Annotated in this window: 18 protein-coding genes, 2 tRNA genes and 1 pseudogene; 10 read left to right on the forward strand and 11 right to left on the reverse strand. The window is 60.2% G+C overall.

The window, feature by feature from the left end:
• Positions 1-56 precede the first annotated feature (56 nt).
• Entirely contained in the window at positions 57-623 is a 567-nt protein-coding gene (locus ACZ9H3_RS18890) for a D-Ala-D-Ala carboxypeptidase family metallohydrolase (protein WP_476222798.1), read from the forward strand.
• Here the strand turns inward: ACZ9H3_RS18890 and ACZ9H3_RS18895 are convergent.
• Positions 577-1,455 (reverse strand): LysR substrate-binding domain-containing protein, encoded by an 879-nt coding sequence (locus ACZ9H3_RS18895; RefSeq protein WP_102051833.1) that lies wholly within the window; start codon positions 1,453-1,455, stop codon positions 577-579. The genes ACZ9H3_RS18890 and ACZ9H3_RS18895 overlap by 47 nt on opposite strands.
• Before the next feature lie 1,162 nt (positions 1,456-2,617).
• On the opposite strand from ACZ9H3_RS18895, the gene ACZ9H3_RS18900 reads away from it, so the two are divergent.
• Positions 2,618-3,235, forward strand: coding sequence for a LysE family translocator (locus ACZ9H3_RS18900; protein WP_476221958.1), 618 nt, complete (start codon positions 2,618-2,620; stop codon positions 3,233-3,235).
• A gap of 152 nt (positions 3,236-3,387) precedes the next feature.
• Here the strand turns inward: ACZ9H3_RS18900 and ACZ9H3_RS18905 are convergent.
• Positions 3,388-3,464 (reverse strand) — tRNA-Met (locus ACZ9H3_RS18905).
• Positions 3,465-3,647: 183 nt separating this feature from the next.
• On the opposite strand from ACZ9H3_RS18905, the gene ACZ9H3_RS18910 reads away from it, so the two are divergent.
• Positions 3,648-4,865, forward strand: a complete 1,218-nt coding sequence (locus ACZ9H3_RS18910; RefSeq protein ID WP_476221960.1) for an MFS transporter — start codon at positions 3,648-3,650, stop codon at positions 4,863-4,865.
• On the opposite strand, the gene ACZ9H3_RS18915 is transcribed toward ACZ9H3_RS18910, so the two are convergent.
• Positions 4,851-4,985, reverse strand: a complete 135-nt coding sequence (locus ACZ9H3_RS18915) for a hypothetical protein (RefSeq protein ID WP_476221962.1) — start codon at positions 4,983-4,985, stop codon at positions 4,851-4,853. The genes ACZ9H3_RS18910 and ACZ9H3_RS18915 overlap by 15 nt on opposite strands.
• Here ACZ9H3_RS18915 and ACZ9H3_RS18920 point away from each other — a divergent pair.
• Both ACZ9H3_RS18920 and ACZ9H3_RS18925 read left to right on the forward strand, forming a co-directional pair.
• Positions 4,984-5,127, forward strand: a complete 144-nt coding sequence (locus ACZ9H3_RS18920; RefSeq protein ID WP_189395562.1) for a hypothetical protein — start codon at positions 4,984-4,986, stop codon at positions 5,125-5,127. The two genes, ACZ9H3_RS18915 and ACZ9H3_RS18920, sit on opposite strands and share 2 nt — an antisense overlap.
• Positions 5,128-5,249: 122 nt before the next feature.
• Positions 5,250-6,404 (forward strand): MFS transporter, encoded by a 1,155-nt coding sequence (locus ACZ9H3_RS18925; protein ID WP_065760604.1) that lies wholly within the window; start codon positions 5,250-5,252, stop codon positions 6,402-6,404.
• A 156-nt stretch (positions 6,405-6,560) separates the two neighbouring features.
• Here the strand turns inward: ACZ9H3_RS18925 and ychF are convergent.
• The 8 genes and pseudogenes from ychF to ACZ9H3_RS18965 form a co-directional block, all read right to left on the reverse strand.
• Positions 6,561-7,662 (reverse strand): annotated as a pseudogene (gene ychF, locus ACZ9H3_RS18930) (redox-regulated ATPase YchF).
• Positions 7,663-7,683: 21 nt separating this feature from the next.
• On the reverse strand, positions 7,684-8,268 hold the full coding sequence (gene pth / locus ACZ9H3_RS18935; protein ID WP_065761926.1) for an aminoacyl-tRNA hydrolase: 585 nt from the start codon (positions 8,266-8,268) through the stop codon (positions 7,684-7,686).
• A gap of 78 nt (positions 8,269-8,346) precedes the next feature.
• A complete protein-coding gene (locus tag ACZ9H3_RS18940; protein WP_330521925.1) occupies positions 8,347-8,943 on the reverse strand; it encodes a 50S ribosomal protein L25/general stress protein Ctc in 597 nt (198 codons plus the stop codon).
• 139 nt (positions 8,944-9,082) lie between these two features.
• Positions 9,083-10,024, reverse strand: coding sequence for a ribose-phosphate pyrophosphokinase (locus ACZ9H3_RS18945; RefSeq protein ID WP_099773531.1), 942 nt, complete (start codon positions 10,022-10,024; stop codon positions 9,083-9,085).
• A gap of 47 nt (positions 10,025-10,071) precedes the next feature.
• Positions 10,072-10,146: transfer RNA gene (locus ACZ9H3_RS18950), tRNA-Gln, on the reverse strand.
• A gap of 34 nt (positions 10,147-10,180) precedes the next feature.
• A complete protein-coding gene (ispE, locus tag ACZ9H3_RS18955; protein ID WP_330521926.1) occupies positions 10,181-11,032 on the reverse strand; it encodes a 4-(cytidine 5'-diphospho)-2-C-methyl-D-erythritol kinase in 852 nt (283 codons plus the stop codon).
• A 1-nt stretch (position 11,033) separates the two neighbouring features.
• On the reverse strand, positions 11,034-11,651 hold the full coding sequence (lolB, locus tag ACZ9H3_RS18960; RefSeq protein WP_476221968.1) for a lipoprotein insertase outer membrane protein LolB: 618 nt from the start codon (positions 11,649-11,651) through the stop codon (positions 11,034-11,036).
• Between the two features lie 4 nt (positions 11,652-11,655).
• Positions 11,656-13,383, reverse strand: coding sequence for a tetratricopeptide repeat protein (locus tag ACZ9H3_RS18965; RefSeq protein ID WP_454240696.1), 1,728 nt, complete (start codon positions 13,381-13,383; stop codon positions 11,656-11,658).
• A 189-nt stretch (positions 13,384-13,572) separates the two neighbouring features.
• Here ACZ9H3_RS18965 and hemA point away from each other — a divergent pair, with 189 nt between their 5' ends.
• From hemA to murI, 5 genes are read left to right on the forward strand one after another with little or no spacing between them, the layout of a single operon-like run.
• A complete protein-coding gene (hemA, locus tag ACZ9H3_RS18970; RefSeq protein WP_065761007.1) occupies positions 13,573-14,850 on the forward strand; it encodes a glutamyl-tRNA reductase in 1,278 nt (425 codons plus the stop codon).
• Complete coding sequence (gene prfA / locus ACZ9H3_RS18975; RefSeq protein WP_065761008.1) at positions 14,847-15,929, forward strand: peptide chain release factor 1; 1,083 nt, start codon at positions 14,847-14,849, stop codon at positions 15,927-15,929. Before hemA ends, prfA begins: the two co-directional genes overlap by 4 nt.
• The gene (prmC, locus tag ACZ9H3_RS18980) at positions 15,930-16,760 is read left to right on the forward strand and encodes a peptide chain release factor N(5)-glutamine methyltransferase (protein WP_476221971.1); all 831 of its coding nucleotides are present in this window, start codon (positions 15,930-15,932) and stop codon (positions 16,758-16,760) included.
• On the forward strand, positions 16,754-17,509 hold the full coding sequence (locus ACZ9H3_RS18985) for a molybdopterin-synthase adenylyltransferase MoeB (protein ID WP_102051837.1): 756 nt from the start codon (positions 16,754-16,756) through the stop codon (positions 17,507-17,509). Before prmC ends, ACZ9H3_RS18985 begins: the two co-directional genes overlap by 7 nt.
• Positions 17,502-18,299: a glutamate racemase gene (gene murI, locus ACZ9H3_RS18990; protein ID WP_476221973.1), complete on the forward strand. Its 798-nt coding sequence runs from the start codon at positions 17,502-17,504 to the stop codon at positions 18,297-18,299. The genes ACZ9H3_RS18985 and murI overlap by 8 nt, the downstream gene beginning before the upstream one ends.
• Positions 18,300-18,361 lie beyond the last annotated feature (62 nt).

Raw genomic sequence — 18,361 nt, forward strand, 5'->3', positions numbered from 1 at the left:
GCTTGGGAAGTGGAGCGTTTATGCGGGTGATACGGCGCAAGGTGGCGCTGCCAGTGATGGGCCTGTGGCTCGGTACGTTTGGGGCGTATGCCGACGAGCGCGACGTGCGCATGTTCGCCCTCTGGGCTGGCGACCATGAGACGCGAGTGTTCCGTGGCATGCTGGTCGAGGCGCGACTCTATGGCAGGGTTCCAATACATGAGTTGCTGCGCTCAGCCAGCGACTGGCGGCTGTGCGCTGCCGAGCCATTCGCGGTACCGCCTGTGGGGCAATGGCCCGCCGTACGCTCGACCCTGCAACTGCTCAAGGCCCTGGATGATCAGCACGTCCTGCGCCGCTACGAGGTCGTCTCGGCGTACCGTAATCCCACGCTCAATGCGTGTGCCGGTGGCGCTGTTGGCAGTGCACACACCCGCGCCTTTGCGGTTGACCTGTTGCTGCCCCGTGGTACTGATCCCGCGTCGTTGTGCCGTTTCTGGCAAACCCAAGGTGCTGCCTGGAACATGGGATTGGGGCGCTACCCTACGGGGCGGATTCACATCGATACGGCCGGCTATCGGACCTGGGGTGGGGATTTCAGCTCAGGTTCATCGTATTGCCAGCGGCTTGCGACTGCGCCGTGATCCAGTCAGCGAAGCGTCGGTATGTAGCGTGCTCGGCAATGGGCTGGGGGCAGAGCAGGTAATACGCTGAGCCGTCCTTGATAAAGCCCTGAGGCGCCTGCAGTTGCCCGGCCGCGATTTCGTCCTGCACCATCAGGAACGAGGCCATTGCCAGGCCCAGGCCAGCCACTGCTGCCTGGATGCACAGGTAGAAATGCTCATAGTCGGCTCGGCTGCAGTCCTGGGCTGACTGCTTGCTCAGGCGTAACCAGGTGTTCCAGGCATTGGGTCGTGAGCCTGTATGCAGCAGTCGTTGCCCGACTAGTCCCTGTGTGGCCAGGGCGTTGTTGCACACCGGGCCTACGTATTCGTCACAGACCTTAACGGCGTCCAGGCCTTTGCTCCATGGGAAGTCATCGCGGCGCAGCGCAAGGTCAATACCGCTGCCGATAAAATCCACCGGGCCGCCGGCCGCCACCAGATGGATGTGGATGTCTGGGTGCTCGGCATGGAATTCCGGCAGGCGCGGAATCAGCCATTTCATGGCGATAGTCGGCTCGCAGGAGAGCACCAGAACGTTTTCCCGCGCCTGTTGTTGCAGGCGATAGACCGCACCTTCCAACTGCTCGAACAGCGACTGGGTGGTGCCATGCAGGGCGCGTCCGGCGGCCGTGAGGAAAATCGCCCGGTTGCGTCGCTCAAACAACTGCACCCCGAGGGACTCCTCCAGCAAGCGCACCTGCCGGCTGACGGCACCATGGGTGACGTGCAGCAGTTCGGCGGCGCGAACGAAGCTTTCGGTTTGCGCCGCGACGTCGAAATAGCGGAAGGCGGAGAGGGCGGGCAGCTTCATATCTGTGAGGAAAACTAGCGGATTTGTCGCACTATAAATCGCTTTTTAGCCACAACGAAGCTTTCGATAATAAGCACCGTACAGAACAGATGTTCTGCGGAGGGGGGGCATGCTTAATGGGTGCGCGGCGCCGGCATCGCGGGCAAGCCCGGCTCCTACAGGCTGCTCGGTCTTTGTTGGAGCAGGCTTGCCTGCGATGGCGTCGGTGGGGTGCCCTTGAGTTCGTGGCGACTGCATCGCGGGCAAGCTCGGCTCCTACAGGCTGCTCGGTCTTTGTTGGAGCAGGCTTGCCTGAGATGGCGTCGGTGGGGTGCCCTTGAGTTCGTGGCGCCTGCATCGCGGGTAAGCCCGGCTCCCTACAGGCTGCTCGGTCTTTGTTGGAGCAGGCTTGCCTGCGATGGCGTCGGTGGGGTGCCCTTGAGTTCGCGGCGACTGCATCGCGGGCAAGCTTGGCTCCTACAGGCTGCTCGGTCTTTGTTGGAGCAGGCTTGCCTGAGATGGCGTCGGTGGGGTGCCCTTGAGTTCGTGGCGCCTGCATCGCGGGCAAGCTCGGCTCCTACAGGCTGCTCGGTCTTTGTTGGAGCAGGCTTGCCTGCGATGGCGTCGGTGGGGTGCCCTTGAGTTCGTGGCGCCTGCATCGCGGGTAAGCCCGGCTCCTACAGGCTGCTCGGTCTTTGTTGGAGCAGGCTTGCCTGCGATGGCGTCGGTGGGGTGCCCTTGAGTTCGCGGCGACTGCATCGTTCGCGGCGACTGCATCGCGGGCAAGCTCGGCTCCTACAGGCTGCTCGGTCTTTGTTGGAGCAGGCTTGCCTGAGATGGCGTCGGTGGGGTGCCCTTGAGTTCGTGGTGCCTGCATCGCGGGCAAGCCCGGCTCCTACAGGCTGCTCGGTCTTTGTTGGAGCAGGCTTGCCTGCGATGGCGTCGGTGGGGTGCCCTTGAGTTCGTGGCGCCTGCATCGCGGGTAAGCCCGGCTCCTTACAGGCTGCTCGGTCTTTGTTGGAGCAGGCTTGCCTGCGATGGCGTCGGTGGGGTGCCCTTGAGTTCGTGGCGCCTGCATCGCGGGCAAGCCCGGCTCCTACAAGGATCCATTGCGATGGCGTCGGTGCTAGCCGCCTGAGCAGAGCGCATCTGTGCATTTTACTAGCTGATCGAGGCGCTTTACGTGAATGAATTGATTGCTGTTGCCCTGTTCACCGTTCTGGCGGTGATCAGCCCCGGTGCGGACTTTGCCATGGTCACGCGTAGTAGCTACGCCTTCGGTCGCAGGGCTGGTCTCATGGCGGCGTTGGGGATTGCCTGCGGAGTGCAGGTGCATGTGTTGTACACCGTGCTGGGAATCGCGTTGATCATCAGCCAATCACCGCTGCTGTTTCTGGCGATGAAGGCGTTGGGTGCGGGCTACTTGATTTATCTGGGTTATAAATCCTTCACCAACACTCAACGCATCGCGCTGGGGGATGATGACGGCGCCAGTCGTCTGGGCGTGTTCGCTGCATTGCGCTCGGGCTTTCTGACCAACGCCCTGAACCCCAAGACCATGCTCTTTGTGGTCAGTGCCTATACCCAGGTGGTACAGCCTGACAGCTCGTTGGCGACTGACTTTGGCTATGGCTTCTTCATGTCCTTCGCCCATTGGGTGTGGTTCAGCCTGGTGGCCGTCTTTTTTTCCAACGATGCCCTGCGGCGCACGATGCTCGATCGTCAGGGGCTGGTGGACAAGGTGATTGGCATGGCTTTGATTGGCCTTGGGGTAGCGGTGGTCTTTGCCAGTGTTCGCTAGCGTGGAGCAAGCTAGCCTTGTTCGGTGCTTGATGTTGGCTTGAGAAGGTATCGATGGGGTGCCAGCGTGTTATGCGCTGTCGGGGATGAGGTTGGTACTTTTTTGCGGGCAAGAAAAAAGGGCTTACCTTGCGGTAAGCCCTTTTTAGTACTTGGTGGCTACACAGGGACTTGAACCCCGGACCCCAGCATTATGAATGCTATGCTCTAACCAACTGAGCTATGTAGCCAAGTGGCGCGCATTATTAGCCTGAAACGGATATCTGTCAACACCTGTTTCTAAAAAAAATTCGCGCATGATCAATTGCTTAGGCATTTCGGCCTGTTACGCCTGTATTACACGAAAAACATGGTGCTCTGCTTAAAGGATTCCGGATAATTGGATCCCAATTATCCGGATGGAACGCATTCCCATGGCCTTGAGCAGTGCCCAGTCCAGTTCGCCTTCTACCTTGGCAAACGCCCAAAGCAGCCCGCTGGTTATGCGAATTATCGCCGCCTGCGCATTGGCGCACTTGATCAACGATCTGATCCAGGCCGTGCTTCCGTCGATCTACCCGCTACTCAAGGCTAATTATGGGCTGAGCTTTGCTCAGATCGGCTTGATTACCCTGACATTCCAGATCACGGCCTCGTTGCTGCAGCCTTGGGTGGGCTTTTACACCGACCGCAAACCCATGCCCAACCTGTTGCCGCTGGGCACGCTGTGTACGCTGGTCGGTATTGTGATGCTGGCGTTTGTCGGCAGTTTCTCGATGATCCTGCTGGCCTCGGCGCTGATTGGTATTGGCTCCTCGACGTTCCACCCCGAGACGTCACGTATTGCCCGCCTGGCGTCGGGTGGCCGCTATGGGTTGGCGCAGTCGACCTTCCAGGTGGGGGGTAACGCAGGTTCGGCGTTTGGCCCGTTGTTGGCTGCGGCGATTGTGATTCCCTTCGGGCAGGGCAATGTGGCCTGGTTCGGTCTGTTTGCGGTATTTGCCTTGCTGGTGACCTACGCGCTGAGCCGCTGGTACCGCGAGCACCTGAACCTGTTCAAAGCCAAGCAGGGTCAGCGTGCGAGCCATGGCCTTTCCCGTCAGCGGGTCATCGGCGCCCTTGTGGTGTTGGGGCTGTTGGTGTTCTCCAAGTACTTCTATATGTCCAGCTTCACCAGCTACTTCACGTTCTACCTGATCGAAAAATTCGACCTCTCGGTCGCCAGTTCGCAGTTGTACCTGTTCCTGTTCCTCGGTGCGGTTGCGGCGGGTACCTTTTTCGGTGGGCCGATTGGGGACCGGATCGGGCGCAAGGCCGTGATCTGGTTTTCGATCCTCGGGGTGGCACCGTTCACCCTGCTGCTGCCTTATGTCGATCTGTTCTGGACCAGTGTGCTCAGCATGATCATCGGCTTCATCCTGGCCTCGGCCTTTTCGGCCATCGTGGTTTACGCCCAGGAGCTGGTGCCGGGTAATGTCGGGATGATCGCCGGGATTTTCTTCGGCCTGATGTTCGGCTTTGGCGGTATCGGCGCGGCACTGCTGGGCTACCTGGCCGATAGCCATGGGATCGAGTACGTCTACAGCCTCTGCTCGTACCTGCCGCTGTTCGGCCTGCTGGCGATCCTGCTGCCGTCCTCAGGCAAGCAGTGAGGTCTGGCTGCGCTGCCAATCGTTACCGACCTTGGTGCTATTGCTCAGGCGTAACGATTGACGGGCGGCGCAGGCTTCCCCTAGAGTGCCGCCCTTCATTTTCTCCAGTAGCCGAACCATGAGCCGCTTCACCCGCCCTTACACGTTGATACAGCCTGTCATGCAGGCCGTAAGGCGTGACTGGCCGAGCGATACGGTGCTCAAGCGTCGGCGTAGCGTCCTGTTCGCCTTTACCTTCTCTCCGCCCGCCTGCCCGAACTGACAGGACGGACGCGGGCGTGGTGTTGCCACGCGTGCTTGTCCGTATTGAACACACGCCTTTGTGGTCTGCATGTGTGAGTGCAGGGATATCGCTATTCCTGCATCAGTGGGTTTGGAGTCAAGATGGACAAGCGTTTTCTGGCGGGCCTTTTGTTCGCGGTTTCTGTTGTTGGCCTGAGCCTGGGGGCGACGTTGCCCTTGGTGTCCCTGCGGCTGTTCGAGGCCGGAGCCGGTACCCTCAAGATCGGCATTGTGTCGGCGATTCCCGCGGCGGGCATGATGCTCTCGGCGTTTATGGTCGACGCCTGCTGTCGGCACCTGACGCGCCGTACCATCTACCTGTTGAGTTTCGGCATGTGCGCCCTCAGCGTCGCACTGATCGAGGTGGCGTTCTCCTCGATCTACCTGCTGTGCCTGTTACGCCTGATGCTGGGGATCGGTATGGGCATTGCGATCATTCTCGGCGAGTCCTGGGTCAATGAGCTGAGTGAAGAGCACAATCGTGGCAAAGTCATGGCGTTGTACGCCACGGCGTTCACCGGTTTCCAGATGGCAGGGCCGACCATGCTGGCGCTGTTCGGCGCGCAAAGCCCGTGGGTAACGATCGTGGTGAGCCTGTGCTACCTGCTGGCCCTGGCCTGCATTGTCTGGACGGTGCCTGATGACTACGTCGAGCATGGCGAGGAGGGCGAGAAGAGCTTTTCCCTGGCGGGCTTTTTCCAGGTGGCACCGGCCCTGTGCATGGGCGTGCTGTTCTTTTCCTTCTTCGATGCGGTGATCCTCTCGCTGTTGCCTGTCTATGCCTCCAGCCATGGCTTCGCCCTGGGCGTTGCGGCGTTGATGGTCACCGTGATCCTGACCGGCGACATGGTGTTCCAACTGCCCTTGGGTTGGTTGGCCGACCGCTGCGAGCGCACGATGGTGCATCTGGTCTGTGGCGTCGTAGCGATGCTGATTGGCGTGGCATTGCCTTGGCTGTTGCAACTACCGTGGCTGCTCTGGCCGATGCTTGTCGTGTTGGGGGCGGTTGCAGGTGGCGTCTATACGCTCGCCCTGGTGCTGATCGGGCAACAATTCAAAGGGCAGGATCTGATTACGGCCAATGCCAGTGTTGGCTTGTTGTGGGGCGTTGGCAGCCTGATTGGGCCGCTGATCAGTGGTGTGGCCATGGACATGGCGCCCCATGGGCTGCCAATGGCCCTGGCGGCGGTTGCAGGGCTGTTTGTGTGCTTTGCCCGCGGCTCTAACCGTGCCGCGCGTTTGGCCGCTGAGCGGTAGAGGCTTGCCCGCGAACACTGCATCGCAGCCTGCCTGATGCATCTCGTCTTGATCGCGGGCAAGCGCGCTCCCACAGGGGGATCGCGATTGGTCAGAACTGAGTCGCCATAAACGATAAAACCGCGCCAGGGCGCGGTTTTATCGGGTGGTGCGGGCTTAGACGTTAAAGCGGAAGTGCATCACATCGCCATCTTTGACGATGTAGTCCTTGCCTTCCAGGCGCCATTTACCGGCTTCTTTCGCGCCGGCTTCGCCGTTGTACTTGATGAAGTCATCGTAGGAGATCACTTCGGCACGGATGAAGCCTTTCTCGAAGTCGGTGTGGATCACGCCGGCAGCCTGTGGGCCGGTGGCGCCAACGCGAACGGTCCAGGCGCGTACTTCCTTCACGCCAGCGGTGAAGTAGGTCTGCAGGTTGAGCAGGGCGTAGCCCGCGCGGATCACACGGTTCAGGCCAGGCTCTTCCAGGCCGAGGGATTCAAGGAACATGTCCTTCTCTTCACCGTCGTCCAGTTCGGCGATTTCCGCTTCGATCTTGTTGCACACCGGCACCACGATCGCGCCTTCTTCTTCGGCAATGGCCTTGACCACGTCCAGGTGCGGGTTGTTCTCGAAGCCGTCTTCGGCCACGTTGGCGATGTACATGACCGGTTTGCTGGTCAGCAGGTGGAAGCCACGGATCAGGGCTTTCTCGTCATCCGCCATGTGCTTCATCAGGCTGCGCGCAGGCTTGCCTTCGGTAGAAGTGCGGGATGAGCTTTTCCAGAATGGCTTTCTGGGCCAGGGCGTCCTTGTCACCGCCTTTGGCGTTACGCGCGACTTTCTGCAGTTGTTTCTCGCAGCTGTCGAGGTCGGCGAAGATCAGTTCCAGGTCGATGATTTCGATGTCGCGCTTGGGGTCGACACTGTTGGAGACGTGAATCACGTTATCGTCTTCGAAGCAGCGCACCACGTGGGCGATGGCATCGGTCTCGCGGATGTTGGCGAGGAACTTGTTGCCCAGGCCTTCACCTTTCGAGGCGCCGGCTACAAGGCCTGCGATATCGACGAATTCCATGGTGGTGGGCAGCACCCGCTCAGGCTTGACGATGGCAGCCAGGGCGTCCAGGCGTGCATCGGGCATCGGTACGATGCCGCTGTTCGGCTCGATGGTGCAGAAGGGGAAGTTCTCTGCCGCGATACCGGATTTGGTCAAGGCGTTGAACAGGGTGGATTTGCCGACGTTGGGCAGGCCGACGATGCCGCAATTGAATCCCATGGTGAATCCCTCTTCGTGGAGTCAGGCCTTCTGGCTGTGCAGCTCTCTCATCGCACGCGTCCAATCGCCGGCGAGGATGTCCGGCAGCACGCCGAGGGCAAAATCGATACTGGCATCCAGTTTTTCCTGCTCGGCGCGTGGCGCCTTGCCCAGGACAAAACCGGACACCTTGCTGCTGTCACCCGGGTGGCCGATGCCAAGCCGCAGACGGTGAAAGTTATTCTGATTGCCGAGCTGCGCGATGATGTCGCGCAGGCCGTTGTGCCCGCCGTGGCCGCCACCGAGCTTGAGCTTGGCGACGCCGGGAGGCAGGTCGAGTTCGTCGTGGGCCACCAGGATGGCTTCTGGCGGTATACGGAAAAAACCGGCCAGTGCCGCGACGGCTTGGCCGCTGCGGTTCATGTACGTGGTGGGTATCAGCAGACGAACGTCTTTGCCCTGATAGCTGAACTTGGCTGTCAGGCCGAAATACTTGCGGTCAGCGGTCAGGTTGACGCGCTGGGCGCTGGCGATGCGTTCTACGAAAAGAGCCCCTGCGTTATGCCGGGTCTGTTCGTATTCGGGGCCGGGGTTTCCCAGGCCGACGATCAGTTGAATGGCGGTCACGTCAGGGGCTCTTCCTTGGAGTTGTGGGCCACGCGTTACGGCTGCGTGGCCCGGGCAACACCGGCGTGCTGAGTAAAATTACTCGGCAGCGCCTTCAGCTTCAGGCGCAACACGCGGAGCGTGAACGTTGGCTACTGCCAGGTCGTTGCCGTGAGCCAGTGCGACGAACTCGACGCCTTTCGGAGCTTTCAGGTCCGACAGGTGAACGATGGTGCCGACTTCGGCGTTAGCCAGGTCAACGGTGATGAACTCAGGCAGGTCTTTGGCTTCGCAAGAAACTTCGATTTCAGCCACTACGTGGGAGATCTCGCCGCCTTTCTTGATTGCAGCTTCTTCGTTTACGAAGTGAACTGGAACCTTGGCAGTCAGTTTCTGGCCAGCAACAACGCGAACGAAGTCGGCGTGCAGGATGATGCCTTTCGATGGGTGACGTTGCAGAGCTTTAACAACAACGTTCTGCTTGGCGCCGTCGACATTCAGTTCGATAACGTGGCTGAAAGCAGCTTCGTTTTCGAACAGCTTGGCGATTTCTTTAGCCAGGATGCTGACCGATACAGGGGCAGTGTCGCCACCGTATACAACAGCAGGAACTTGGCTGGCGAGACGACGCAGGCGGCGGCTCGCACCTTTCCCCAGGTCGTTACGCGCTTCGGCGTTCAGGATGAAATCAGTCATTTTGTATCTCCAAAATAGCCTCTCCGATTTGGCGTTTGCGACCAGCGCCAAAGCGGGGTTGGCAAAAAAGCCCCGCCCCAACAACCAGTGTTGGGGCGGGGCGCTTTACGTCAACGTGATCTCGAAAAGGGCAGGGCCCTTAGCGGAACATCGCGCTGATCGATTCTTCGTTGCTGATGCGGCGAACCGCTTCTGCGACGACCGGTGCGATATCCAGTTGACGGATACGGTCACAGGCTTGAGCTGCGGCGGACAGCGGGATGGTGTTGGTCACCACCAGCTCGTCCAGCACGGATTTCTCGATATTCTCGATCGCCCGACCCGACAGAACAGGGTGCGTGCAGTAGGCGTAAACCTTGGCAGCGCCGTGCTCTTTCAGGGCCTTGGCCGCGTGGCACAGGGTGCCAGCGGTATCGACCATGTCGTCGACCAGAATACAAGTACGACCCTCAACATCACCGATGATATGCATCACTTCGGAGTGGTTGGCCTTCTCGCGGCGTTTATCGATAATGCCGAGATCGACGCCCAGCGACTTGGCAACAGCACGTGCACGCACGACGCCACCGATGTCTGGGGAGACAATCATCAGATTTTCGAAACGCTGGTCTTCGATGTCATCCACCAGAACGGGGGAGCCGTAGATGTTATCTACTGGAATATCGAAGAAACCCTGGATCTGGTCAGCGTGCAGGTCGACAGTGAGAACACGGTCGATACCAACGACGGTGAGCATATCAGCAACGACTTTGGCGCTGATTGCAACACGCGCCGAACGCGGACGGCGATCTTGGCGGGCGTAACCGAAGTAAGGAATCACGGCGGTGATTCGGGAGGCAGATGAACGGCGGAAGGCGTCAGCCATCACTACCAATTCCATCAGATTATCGTTGGTTGGCGCACAAGTCGGCTGAATGATAAATACGTCTTTACCGCGGACGTTTTCATTAATCTCAGTGCTGATTTCGCCGTCGGAGAACTTACCGACAGAAACATCACCCAGTGGGATATGCAGCTGACGTACGACACGCCGAGCCAGATCGGGGTTGGCGTTCCCCGTAAAGACCATCATCTTGGACACGCGCAGTACCTGAAGGCTGAGGGTAACCTGGATGAGTATAAGGAAAATGGCAGGGGCGGCTGGATTCGAACCAACGCATGGCAGGATCAAAACCTGCTGCCTTACCGCTTGGCGACGCCCCTGTATCTGTTGCTGCGAGTGCCTAACACTCGATTCCTAGAGCAGACTCTGTAGTGCGCGATGCAACATCGAAACGTTGCTTCCCTTTGCTACAAACCCTGTTTGGGTCTCTGTAAGAAGGGCCAAAACTTTATCAGCTTCAGCTTTGCTTGGGAAGGCCCCAAACACACAACTTCCAGTTCCGGTAAGCCTAGCTTCAGTGAACTTGCTTAGCAAATTCAGTGAGTTACGTACTTCTGGGTAACTCTGCTCTACTACCGGTTGGCAGTCATTTCGACTGTTTCCCTTGGGAACGGGGCGCATCTTAATGGGCGCTGAATCACGTGTCAACAATGGATGTGAAAAAATTTCCGCTGTACTTACAAATACTTGCGGGACGAGCACGACATACCAGGGTTCCTCAGGATCTACCGGGGTGAGCTTTTCGCCCACGCCTTCGGCGAATGCCGCGTGACCGCGGACGAAAACCGGGACGTCGGCGCCCAGGGTCAGGCCCAGTTCGGCCAGTTGGTCCTCACTCCAGCCCAATTGCCAGAGATGGTTGAGGCCGAGCAGAGTGGTTGCGGCATCTGAGCTGCCGCCACCGATGCCGCCGCCCATGGGTAGAATTTTTTTCAACCAGATATCAACGCCCTTGCTGCAGCCTGAAAGTGTCTGCAGTTTTCGCGCAGCTTTCACGATCAGGTTGCTGTCGTGAGGAACGTTGTCGATTTCGGTGTGCAGGCGTATTTCGCCGTCTTCTCGCAGGGCAAAAGACAACTCATCGCCGTAGTCGAGAAATTGAAACAGGGTCTGCAGTTCGTGATAGCCATCGGGGCGGCGTCCCAGAATGTGCAGCATCAGATTCAGTTTGGCCGGTGCCGGCAGTGTCAGGGTGGTCGCGTGCATGTCAGTGTCCCAGCTGGCGTGGCTGCCAGTCCTTGACCACCAGGGTTACGTCCAGGTTCTGGCCGTGCAGCTTGAGGCGTTCCGGCAGCCAGTAACCGTTCTGCTGGATGTAGCTCAGGTACTCGACGTTCCAGCCATCCTGGTCGAGGCTGGCCAGGCGGCTGTCACCGCTCAGGGTCAGGCGGCTCTTGCTGCCAGGTGCGGGCAAGCCGCGTACCCACCAGACCAGATGCGACACTGGCAGTTGCCAGCCCAATTGCTCCTCCAGCAAGGTCTCCGGGCTCTGGGCCTCGAAGCGTCCCTGGTTGGCGACTTCCAGTACGACCTGGCCCGGATGACCGGTCAGGCGGGCGGCGCCCCGGCCCAGCGGGCCAGACAAGCGAATATCGTAATAATCCTGGCGTTGCAGCCAGAACAAGGTGCCGCTACCGGAGTCTTTCGGTGCGCGGATGCCCACCTTGCCTTTGATCTGCCAGCCGTCGAGGGTGCTCAACTGTTGTTTGTGCTCGCGCCACAATTGTGGGCTGCCCTGGCCCTGAAGGGCTTCGCGGGAGCCGAAGCCGGCGCAGCCGGCGAGCAGGGCGATCAGGCTGAAGGTAATGCAGTGGCGCAGGAACATAGGCTTACAGAGTCTCGGATCCGGTCAGGCGCAGGAGGGTTTTGCGCAGGATAGGGCTGTCAGGTTGGTCTTCTAAGGCTTTGGCCCAGACATGGCGCGCTTCGCGGCGTTTGCCGTTGGCCCAGAGCACTTCGCCCAGGTGGGCGGCGACTTCATGGTCGGGGAAGCGTTCCAGGGCCTGGCGCAGCAGGCGTTCAGCTTCGTCGAGGTTGCCCAGGCGGTAGTTGACCCAGCCGAGGCTGTCGAGCACGGCGGGGTCTTCCGGGTTGATCTGGTGGGCTTTTTCGATCAGGCCTTTGGCTTCGGCATAGCGTGTCGTGCGGTCGGCCAGTGTGTAGCCCAGGGCGTTGAGGGCCATGGCATTTTCCGGCTCGCGGCTGATGATGCTGCGCAGGTCCTTTTCCATCTGGGCCAGGTCGTCGCGCTTTTCCGCAAGCATGGCGCGGGTGTAAAGCAGGTTCAGGTCGTCGGGGTACAGTTTGATGGCCTGTTGCAGCACCTGCAGGGCCTGGGCGTCCTTGTTGTTGTTGCCAAGGGTTTCGGCTTCGATCAGGTACAACTGGATAGCGTAGTCCGGTTGGGCTTCACGCGCTGCGGCCAGGCGCCGCGAGGCTTCGGTGGCTCGACCGTTGGCGATGAGAATGTCGGCCTGGCGCAGTTGTGCTGGCAGGTAATCATTGCCGGGGCCAACCTGGGCGTACTCGATCAATGCGCCTTCCGGGTCATTACGCTCTTCATGCAGGCGACCCAGGTTCAGGTGTGCCGAATCGACCCGGCTACCGCGGGCAATCAGCTCTTGCAGGTAGCTTTCGGCTTCGTTCCAGGCCTTGGCCTCCAGGCTGACCAGTGCCAGTGAGTAGCGCAGCTCGTCATCGTCCGGGTATTGCTGTAGCAGGCTGGCAAACTCGACCTTGGCATCCTCGACCCGGTCCTGTTCGACCAGCATGCGCGCATAGGTCAGGCGCAGGCGCTTGTCGTCGGGGTACTTGCGAATGGTCTTTTGCAGCAGTGGCAGTGCTTCCTTGCCGCGATCGAGGCTTTGCAGCAGGCGTGCCTGCAGCAGTACCGGAGCGATTTCGCCGGCCTCTGGCGGGTGTTTTTCGAGCAGTTCCAGTGCGGCGTTCGCATTGCCATCCTGTTGTAGCAGCAGGGCCTTGCCAAACACCAGCTGACTATTGTCCGGGTACTTCAGCAGCAGGCGGTCGAAACTTTTCTGCAGACCATCACGGGTTTCCTGATCGGTTTCGGCGGCTGACAGCGCCAGGAAATCGAAGTGCGTGTCACCCTGGCCCTGCAGGACCTTCTCCATGTAGTTCATGGAGTCGTCATAGCGCCCGGCCCGCGCCAGCTGTATTGCAGCGGCGCGTTGCGCATCGAGGCTTTCTGGTGCGTTCTTTGCCCAGATCAGCGCCGTGTCCAGCGCAGCCTGGTCGGCACCGAGGTACTCGGCGATGCGGAAGGCACGTTCTGAGATACCGGCGTCCTGGGTTTTGATGGCTTGGGCAACATAGTTGTCCAACGCGATATCGAAGCGATTGCGCTGGCCTGCCAATTCGGCGGTCAACAGGCTATAGACGGTGTCCTGGCTGAAGGATCCGTAGACCGTGGGCTTGACCTGTTCAGGAGGTGCAGTCTCGGCGGCAGGCGCCTTGGCATCCGGGGAATCCGGAGCCAGGGTCTGGCAGCCCTGAAGCAAGGCAAAGGCAAGGAACAACGCGGAGGATCTATTCATAGTGGGGATTTTGGGCGACTAACCTGCGGTCGGATCATCATGACACAAGCGCTAGGGCAAACCCATAAGTGATGGCCTCTGGAAGTACAGACTTAGGTACTGACTATAGAGACAATAGTGAGCGGTGGTTGTTCTCTAACCTGCGAAGTAGGACAATTATCGGCTTCACGTCATAATCAGCGACCTTGAATGGCCTTTCTTGCACTCGGTATCAACCATAAGACTGCCTCGGTAGACGTACGCGAGCGCGTGGCGTTTACGCCCGAGCAGCTGGTCGAAGCCTTGCAGCAGCTCTGTCGACTCACCGCCAGCCGCGAAGCCGCGATCCTCTCGACCTGCAACCGCAGCGAACTTTACATCGAACAGGACCACCTGGCGGCCGACAGCGTATTGCGCTGGTTGGCCGAATATCACCAGCTCAGCCTCGAAGAGCTGCGTGCCAGTGCCTATGTCCATGAAGATCACGATGCCGTGCGGCACATGATGCGGGTTGCCTCCGGGCTCGACTCGCTGGTGCTGGGCGAGCCGCAGATCCTGGGCCAGATGAAATCGGCGTATGCCGTGGCGCGCGAGGCCGGGACCATTGGCCCCTTGCTGGGGCGTTTGTTCCAGGCCACGTTCAGTGCTGCCAAGCAGGTGCGCACCGACACGGCCATCGGCGAAAACCCGGTGTCAGTGGCGTTTGCCGCTGTGAGCCTGGCCAAGCAGATCTTCAGTGACCTGGGGCGTAGCCAGGCGCTGCTGATCGGGGCTGGTGAAACCATTACCCTGGTGGCCCGTCACCTGCATGAGCAGGGGGTGCGGCGCATTGTGGTGGCTAACCGAACCCTGGAGCGTGCGAGCACGCTGGCCGAACAGTTCGGTGCCCATGCGGTGTTGCTGGCAGACATTCCCCATGAACTGGTGCACAGCGATATCGTGATCAGTTCCACCGCCAGCCAGTTGCCGATTCTTGGCAAGGGCGCGGTAGAAAGCGCATTGAAATTGCGTAAGCACAAGCCGATTTTCATGGTGGATATCGCCGTACCTCGGGATATCGAACCAGAAGTCGGTGAGTTGGACGACGTTTACCTGTACACCGTCGATGACCTGCACGACGTTGTCGCCGAGAACCTCAAGAGCCGTCAGGGCGCCGCCCAGGCGGCCGAGGAGCTGGTCTCGGTCGGTGCCGAAGACTTCATGCTGCGCCTGCGTGAGTTGGCGGCGGTGGATGTGCTCAAGGCCTACCGCCAGCAAGGTGAGCGGCTGCGCGACGAGGAATTGCAAAAGGCCCAGCGCCTGCTGGCCAACGGTGCCAATGCCGAGGAGGTCTTGGCGCAGTTGGCCCGTGGCTTGACCAACAAGTTGCTGCATGCGCCGAGTGTGCAGTTGAAAAAGCTCTCTGCCGAAGGCCGCCTCGATGCGCTGGCCATGGCCCAGGAACTCTTTGCCCTCAACGAGGGCTCGACGGATAAACCCCCGCAATGAAAGCGTCGCTGCTCAATAAACTGGATACCCTCCAGGACCGCTTCGAGGAACTGACTGCCCTGTTGGGTGATGCTGAAGTCATTTCCGATCAGACCCGCTTCCGTGCCTATTCCAAGGAGTACGCCGAAGTTGAGCCCGTCGCGGCTGCCTATGCGCAGTGGCGCAAGGTTCAGGACGCGCTTGAGGGGGCTCAGGCGCTGCTCAAGGACAGTGACCCGGATATGCGGGAAATGGCTGTGGAAGAGGTGCGCGAATCCAAGGAGCAGTTGCTCGCACTGGAAAGCCAGTTGCAACGCATGCTGCTGCCCAAGGACCCGAACGATGGGCGCAACGTGTTCCTGGAGATCCGCGCGGGTACGGGCGGGGACGAGGCGGCGATTTTTTCCGGCGATCTGTTCCGCATGTACTCGCGTTATGCCGAGCGACGTGGCTGGCGTTTGGAGATCCTCTCGGAGAACGAGGGCGAGCACGGCGGCTACAAGGAAATCATTGCGCGGGTCGAAGGCGATAACGTCTACGGCAAGCTGAAATTCGAGTCGGGTGCGCACCGCGTGCAGCGGGTACCGGAAACCGAATCCCAAGGGCGCATTCATACCTCGGCGTGTACCGTCGCGGTATTGCCCGAGCCTGACGAGCAGGTGGCAATCGAGATCAACCCGGCTGATTTGCGGGTCGACACTTACCGCTCTTCCGGGGCGGGCGGTCAGCACGTGAACAAGACCGATTCGGCGATTCGTATCACGCACTTGCCGACCGGCATCGTGGTGGAGTGCCAGGAAGAGCGTTCGCAGCACAAGAACCGGGCGCGCGCCATGTCCTGGCTGTCGGCCAAGCTCAATGACATGCAGACCAGCGCGGCACAGAATGCCATTGCCAGTGAGCGCAAGCTGCTGGTCGGCTCGGGCGATCGTTCCGAGCGTATTCGTACCTACAACTACCCACAGGGCCGGGTGACCGATCACCGTATCAACCTGACCCTGTATTCCCTTGATGAAGTGTTGGCGGGCGGGGTCGATGCGGTCATCGAACCATTGCTGGCCGAGTATCAGGCTGACCAACTGGCAGCACTGGGTGAGTAAATGACGATTATTGCCAGCCTGCTTCGCGGTGCGGAGCTGCCGGATTCGCCGACGGCGCGTCTGGATATCGAGTTGTTGCTGGCGGCTGCCATCGGCAAGTCGCGCAGTTACCTGCATACCTGGCCAGAGCGGATCGTCACCAGTGAGGCGGCCCAGACCTTTGCCGACTACCTGCAGCGCCGCCGTGCCGGTGAGCCTGTGGCGTATATTCTGGGGCAGCAGGGGTTCTGGAAACTTGATCTGGAAGTGGCGCCTCATACACTGATTCCGCGTCCGGAAACCGAGCTGCTGGTAGAGGCGGCCCTTGAGCTGCTGCCAGCGCTGCCCGCTCGTGTACTCGATCTTGGTACCGGAACCGGGGCCATTGCGCTGGCACTGGCCAGCGAGCGACCACAGTGGCAGGTGACCGCCGTCGACCGTGTGATCGAGGCCGTGGCCCTGGCTGAACGCAACCGCCAGCGTCTGCAGCTGGACAACGTCCGGGTGCTCAACAGTCACTGGTTCAGCGCGCTGGACGGTGAGCGTTTCCACTTGATCATCAGCAACCCGCCTTACATCGCTGCTGCAGATCCGCATCTGGTGGCCGGTGATGTGCGGTTTGAGCCCAGCAGTGCGCTGGTTGCAGGTGAAGATGGCCTGGACGATCTGCGCGCGATCATCACTCAGGCGCCGCAGCACCTGGAGCCGGGCGGCTGGTTGTTGCTTGAACACGGTTACGATCAGGCCGCTGCGGTACGCGAGCTGCTGGCTCAGAACGATTTCGAGCAGATCGAAAGCCGCGATGACCTTGCCGGTCATGAACGTATTACCTTGGGGCGCCTCCTATGCTGAGCGATCAGGAGCTGTTGCGCTACAGCCGACAGATCCTCCTGGCGCAGGTCGACATCGACGGTCAGTTGAAGCTCAAGGGCAGTCGGGCGCTGATAGTCGGCCTCGGCGGCCTCGGCTCACCGGTCGCGTTGTATCTGGCTGCTGCGGGTGTTGGTGAACTGCACCTGGCTGACTTTGATACGGTCGACCTGACCAACCTGCAGCGTCAGGTCATGCATGACACCCCATCGATCGGCATGAGCAAGGTCGATTCTGCGCTGGCACGCTTGCAGGCGATCAACCCCGAGATTGCCCTGGTGGCCCATCGTACGGCGCTTGACGAAGACTCGTTGGCTGAGGCCGTGCGCGCAGTTGACCTCGTGCTCGACTGCTCGGACAACTTCGGCACCCGTGAGGCAGTCAATCGCGCGTGCGTGGCAGCGGGCAAGCCGCTGGTCAGTGGCGCCGCGATTCGCCTGGAGGGGCAATTGTCGGTCTTCGACCCGCGACAGCCACACAGCCCCTGCTACCACTGCCTGTATGGGCATGGCAGTGACGCCGAGCTGACCTGCAGCGAGGCGGGCGTGATTGGCCCGCTGGTTGGGTTGGTTGGCAGCTTGCAGGCACTGGAAGCCTTGAAGATGCTGGCGGGTTTCGGTGAGCCGCTGATTGGGCGGTTGTTGTTGATTGATGCGCTGGGCAGCCGTTTTCGCGAGCTGCGAGTGAAGCGCGACCCGGGGTGTGCCGTTTGCGGTGATCGGCATGGGTGATCCGGCAGCACCCGTCGGGGTTTTCGATTCTGGCGTCGGCGGGTTGTCGGTGCTTGCCGAAATCGCGCGTTTATTGCCCTGCGAGTCATTGCTGTATGTCGCTGATTGCGGACATATTCCCTATGGGGAGAAGTCGCCTGCGTTTATTCGTCAACGCTGCCAGATCGTTGCCGAGTTTTTCCGTGCCCAAGGGGCCAAGGCGATGGTGTTGGCGTGTAACACTGCAACAGTCGCCGCGGTGGCCGACCTGCGTGAACGTTACCCCGACTGGCCGATTGTGGGTATGGAGCCTGCGGTCAAACCCGCGGCGGCAGCAACCCGCAGCGGTGTGGTCGGGGTGCTGGCAACGACGGGTACGCTACAGAGCGCCAAGTTTGCTGCGTTGCTCGATCGCTTCGCCAACGATGTGCGGGTTGTCACCCAACCCTGCCCAGGCCTGGTCGAATGCATTGAAGCCGGCGATCTAGACAGCCCCTCGTTGCGCCAGTTGCTGCAGGGCTATGTGACACCGCTGTTGGCTGCCGGGTGCGATACGCTGATCCTGGGGTGCACGCATTATCCTTTCCTCAAGCCATTGCTCGCCGAGCTTGTTCCGGCCGACATAGCAATCATCGATACTGGCGCAGCGGTGGCTCGGCAATTGCAGCGTTTGCTCGGTGAACGCGGGTTATTGGCGCAGGGGCCAGCCCGACCTGCGCAGTTCTGGACGAGTGCCAGCCCAGCGCATCTGCTTAAAATCCTGCCATTGTTGTGGGGTCAGTCTGAGAACGTGCACAGTCTTGGTTTGTGAAACGCTGGGGGAGAGCGTTTTTGCGGTGCGGAACTGACAACTGATGGCAATTTTCTACTACG

The sequence above is a fragment of the Pseudomonas sp. TE3910 genome, from assembly GCF_056279025.1.